The organism is Tardiphaga sp. (assembly GCF_041424195.1).
Taxonomy (GTDB): Bacteria; Pseudomonadota; Alphaproteobacteria; order Rhizobiales; family Xanthobacteraceae; genus Tardiphaga.
Genome location: NZ_JBGMOE010000164.1, coordinates 1 through 5,341, shown reverse-complemented (window position 1 = coordinate 5,341; position 5,341 = coordinate 1). Strand labels below are relative to the sequence as shown.

Below are 5,341 nucleotides of genomic sequence, written 5' to 3'. Positions count from 1 at the left end.
GCACGACCAGAAACCGGATGTAGCTCCTCATTATCGTGACGAGCAGCGATGCCGAGCCCGGCGTCTCCTTGCTTCGTCGTTGGAATGCGCTCCTGAGTCCGGCGGCATCCCATTGCGAAGGCTCGCCCAGCATTGGCATGAGCCGTCTGATATCGGTCCGGTAGCGCCGGATCGTCTCGTCCGTGGCGCCGCGGTGTTGCTTGAGCCATGCCAAGTAAGCCGACATGTGCGGGTCATCGTCCGCCACCGGTTCAACCGATGGGATGGCGCCCCGGCCTCGCAGGAACTCGACGAAGTGCCGTGCGCATCGCCGCCGCCGCTTGGTGCCCGTTGCGACCAGCTTGCCCCGCTTGCGCCAGACCGGGCATCGGCAATCATGCGCTGCATAGTGGTCGATGATCGTGTCATCGATATCGATCCATTGGCGCCGCGCCATGCGAAGCCAGGCCACGAAATGCTCGGCCTCGGACCGATAGGCCTGTGCCGGTCCCTCGGCAAGTTGCAGGCGATCGATCGCATCGGAATAGTCGGCGAGGTGCCGTGGCAGATCGTCGATCCCGTCGTCGACTTCGACGTAGCCTTGATCTTCCAGGAAGCGGACGAAGCGTCTGACTCGCGCTGCAATGTCCGCCTTATATACTGGCTGCTGCGCCGAATACCGGTGACACCGGCACCGATGCTTCTCGAACCGCCGGACAGCCCGATCGTCAATCGTGCGGATGGCGATCCTATGCAGGCCCAGCCAATGCAGGAAATGGCGGACCGCCGCGCCAAACAGAACCGCACAGCCTGACTTCTCGTCGAGGGACAGAGAGGAGAGAAATGCGGTGAGAAGAGCGCCGTGACTGGGCGGGTCTTCGACCCGGAGCGGGGTAGTCCGAAACGGCAGTGATGATCGTGTTCGCATGTTGGCTCCTTCGACTTGCTGAGGTCGACGGAACCGTAGTTATCTGGAGTGAAATCATGGAAAACCGAAGGAAACCTGCGCCTACCGCCGCCACGCTCGACATAAACTGCGACTGCAAAGAATATGTCATCGATTATCTCGAGCGCGCTTTCCCTACTCGCCAAATGCGCGTCTTCACCGACGACACAGGCACGCAGCGCTCCGAGCCGATGACGGACGAGACGGGTAATCCCGTCTACAATCCCGAAGCCGAAGCTGCCCGCGCGCTGATGATCGAGCATCTTTGCGCATTGCCGCCGATCATGTCGGCGCTCGACGGCATCCTGGAGCATTTCGGGCATGATCGTGTCGCGGAAGTCACTGGGCGGACAAAACGCCTAATCTCGACGGGCGACGGCCGGCAGAAGCTGGAAACCCGTTCGACCCGTACCAGTCAGGCCGAGGCCGCGGCCTTCATGCAGGGGCTGAAGCGCGTCCTCATTTTCTCGGACGCCGGCGGGACGGGGCGATCCTATCACGCATCAATGGACGTGCCGAACCAGGAGCAACGCGTCCATCTGTTGCTCGAGCCGGGCTGGCGCGCGGACCGCGCCATTCAGGGCCTTGGCCGAACCCATCGGACCCATCAGGCGAGCACGCCACTGTTCCGGCCCGTCACGACCGACTGCAAAGGCGAACTCCGCTTCACCAGCACGATTGCGAGGCGGCTCGACAGCCTCGGCGCACTCACACGGGGTCAGCGCCAGACCGGCGGTCAGAATCTCTTCGACCCGGCTGATAATCTGGAGAGCGAATATGCTTGCGCTGCGCTGGTGACGTGGTTCCACTTGCTGGTCGATGGCAAGCTCAAGAGCATCTCGCATTCGGAATTCGAGGATCGGACCGGTCTCGAGCTCTGCGACAAGGACGGCGTCCTGAAAGAGGAACTGCCGCCCATCCAGCGATGGCTAAATCGCATCCTCGCGCTTCCCATCGGCCTGCAGAACAGCATCTTCGATGAGTTTCTGTCCCTGGTCGAGACACGGGTATCGGCGGCGAGGGAGGCTGGCCGGCTCGATGTCGGTGTCGAGACGATCCTCGTCGATTCCGCCACCTTGATCGACGACACACTGCTCCGGACCGACCCGGTCAGCGGGGCGACGTCGCACTTGCTGACCATCGAGATCGCGCGGCGGCGGACCCCTGTCACCTTGGAGCGCGTGCTGCGTATCGCCGACAGCGATAGCACCGCCGTATTTCTGCTCAACGCCAAGTCGGGGATGGTCGCGCTGCAGACCCGCGCCCGAGCGCTCATGGAGGAGAAGGACGGAACGCCGATCCCGCGCTTCGAGCTGACGAGGCCGACCCGGCGGGAATATATCCGCGAGCATGAGCTCTTCGAGAGCGCCTGGAAAATAGTCGATCGGGACGCCTTCTGCGCGAAATGGCAGGCCGAAGCCGATGAAGCGGCGAACAAGGTCGACACCGAGACGATCCGCCTCGCGACCGGCTTGCTTCTGCCGATCTGGTCGGCGCTGCCCAGCGATCATCTGGTGGTCAACCGCATCGCTGACAAAGCGGGAAATAGCTGGCTCGGCCGCCTCGTTTTCGACGAGCACGTTGTCCAGCTTTTCACCAAGCTCGGCATCGATCGCGCCGAGAACCTGCCGCCCTCGGACATCATCAAATCGGCCCATTCCGGTCGAAGCGTTGATGTTGCCCGCCCATTCCCCATGACGATCCGCCGCGCGATGGTGAACCGAAATCATCGCATCGAGATAGTCGGGGCGCCGTCGGATCAGCTCGCCTGGCTGAAATCCTTGGGCTGCTTCACCGAGATCATTCAGTACCGGACACGGGTGTTCCTTCCGGTGAGCATCGCCGCCGACATCCTTGGGCGCATTCTCGCCGATCCTGGGTGAGCGCGGGTCGCCCTTGGTCAAACGACCGAGGCCGCTCTTGGGAAAGAGGGAAGGGGGAACGGGGTGGTGTCCGGGAATTGCCGGACGCCAAGAGGAGTGACCCCGGTGATCCAGACCATCAAACTCGCCAAGCTGCGGCTCTCGCCGATCAACGTCCGTACCGCACCGGACGAACAGCTTCAGATTGAACCCATGGCCGCCAGTATCGAGGCCAAGGGCGTCCTTCAGAATCTGCTCGTCACGCCCGCCAAAAAGCCGCGCGGCACCTTCGAGGTCTTCGATGGCGGACGCCGTTGGCGCGCGCTTCGCCTGCTCGCCGAGCGCGGTACGATCTCGGAAGCCGATTTCGATGTCCCCGTCATGATCCTTACCGGCGACGATGCCGAATTGTCCGAAACGTCCACGGCGACCAACTTCCATCAGCTCAAGATGACCCCCGCCGAGGAATGCCGCGCCTTTCAGCACTTCATCGGCTCGACCGGCGATCTCGATGCTGTCGCAAAGCGTTTCGGCGTGACACGTCGCTTCGTCGAGGGGCGCCTGCGCCTCGCCTCGCTGGCAGCGCCGATCTTCGACGCCTTGAGCAAAAGCGAGATCACGCTCGACATCGCCAAAGCCTATGCGTCGACCGAAAGCCACGACAAGCAGCTTCTGGTCTGGAACAGCTACCAGAATGGCCACGTAACGGCCGACACCATCCGCCGCGTCATCGCCAATGAGACGCTCAAGGCCAGCGATCCGATCGCGATTCTGGTCGGCGAGGAGCGGTATCGCGCGGCAGGCGGCAAGGTCGATGGCGACCTCTTCACCGACGGCAACGACCGCTGGAACAATCCCGAGATCGCGCACCGTCTCGCCGGCGACATCATGGAGGCCGAAGCGAGACGCATCGGTGAGGAGACGGGCCTTGCCTGGATCAGGCCGATCGCCAGCAACTACGCCCACAACGCCGCCCACGGCCTCTACCGTGCCATCCTGCAGCCGCCCGCGCTCACCGAGGAGCAATCCGCCCGCCTTGGCGAGATCGAGGCGCGCCGCGCCGAGCTCGAGGCCGAAATGCAGGACGAATCCATCTCGCCCGATGCCTACAAGGCCCTGGACCAGGAGGATGACCGACTGATCGCCGAGGCCGAGGCGATCGAGCATCGCGCGCCCGTGCTGCCAGATGAGCTGCGGCCGCATGTCGGCGCGTTTCTGCTTCTGACGCCGCAGGGCGAGATGCGTCTCGACACCCAATTTTATAGCGAGCAGGAGCTCATCGTCGAAGAACCCGACGCGATCGATGATGCGGGCGGCGGAAATCCCGGCGAACCCGACGAGGGCGGGGCGGGCAGGTTTCGCGTCGGCGTGAAGGATTCGCCCGAGCCAGCTCGCCGACCCGAAGCTGTGGCACCTGGCGGCAAGCCGCTCAGCAATCGGCTCTACGACGAGCTTGCCATACAACGCCGCGATATTCTCGCATCCTGTCTGCTCGCTCAGCCGGCGCTCGCGCTCGATTACGCGCTGTTCGTCATGATCGACGCCCGGGTTTTCGCCGGCGGCGGTTCTGCCGACGAGATCGTTCAATATGGCACCACCATCTGCGCTGATGCCCCGCAGGATCCCGTCACGGCGGATTTGCCCGGCTCACGCGCCCGGTCCTACCTGGCCGAAGCGCATGATGGCCTTGATGCCGGATGGTGCGACCACGATCACGAAATCGATCGGTTCGAAGGGTTTCGCGCGCTCGATGACGACAGCAAGGCGCAGTGGCTGGCCTATATCGTTGCCATGTCGATCGAGGCCAAGCCGCGCGGGGCCAGCGGCCAGGTCGCGATCCACAATCGATTGGCCTCGATCCTCGAGATCGACGTTGCGAGCTGGTGGCGTCCGACCGCGGAAAACTTCTTCGATCGGGTCAACAAGGGCAGCATTTTGAGCCTGCTTCATGACGTCGGCGGCGGCGCGCTGACGGCTCGGCACGCCACCCTGAAGAAGGCGGAGATCTCGGAGAGCTGTGAAAAACTCTTCGCCGGGGCGGCCATTGTCGAGCCCGAGACGAAGGACGCTGTGCTCGCATGGGTGCCGGACGCGATGCGCTTTGGTGCTGCGGCCCCGTGCCCGACCGATCGTCTCGGTGGCGAGCCGGATCGCTCTGCGTTGTCGGATGATCACATGGCGGAAGGCGCTTCGGTCGCGGACGATACGGTGATCGAGCCGGTCGAAGCCTGACCCAGCAGGACAGGGGGGCGGTCGGCGCCACTTGCGCGATCGTCCCCTCCCGCACGCTTGCCTCTCCCGAACCCCATCGTCATCCCGCTGGAGCATCAGCCATGCCTGCGAAAGCCCGTCCGAGCCGCGACGTCGCGGCCGAAATCACCAACCTCATCATCAGAAAGCTGGAAGAAGGCGTCCCGCCCTGGACTCGGCCCTGGCGGGTTGCCGGCGCCGGTGGCCGTCCGCTCCGACACTGCGGCACGCCCTATACCGGGATCAACACGGTTGAGAACACCGGGAATAAAAGGGGCCACGGATCGGCCGGTAGCACCGGATT

3 protein-coding genes and 1 pseudogene are annotated in these 5,341 nt (G+C 63.8%); 3 read left to right on the top strand and 1 reads right to left on the bottom strand.

Annotation, left to right across the window (positions count from 1 at the left end; all coding sequences use genetic code 11):
* Nucleotides 1–907: pseudogene (locus ACEK02_RS21970) on the bottom strand (integrase); the annotation flags it as partial.
* 56 nt (nt 908–963) lie between these two features.
* Between ACEK02_RS21970 and ACEK02_RS21965 the strand changes: the two are divergent.
* The 3 genes from ACEK02_RS21965 to ACEK02_RS21955 form a co-directional block, all read left to right on the top strand.
* The gene (locus ACEK02_RS21965; protein WP_137864402.1) at nt 964–2,808 is read left to right on the top strand and encodes a strawberry notch C-terminal domain-containing protein; all 1,845 of its coding nucleotides are present in this window, start codon (nt 964–966) and stop codon (nt 2,806–2,808) included.
* A gap of 105 nt (nt 2,809–2,913) precedes the next feature.
* A complete protein-coding gene (locus ACEK02_RS21960) occupies nt 2,914–5,019 on the top strand; it encodes a ParB/RepB/Spo0J family partition protein (RefSeq protein ID WP_037505400.1) in 2,106 nt (701 codons plus the stop codon).
* Nucleotides 5,020–5,120: 101 nt separating this feature from the next.
* A partial coding sequence (locus ACEK02_RS21955) for an ArdC-like ssDNA-binding domain-containing protein (protein WP_371423668.1) occupies nt 5,121–5,341 on the top strand: 221 nt, incomplete at its 3' end.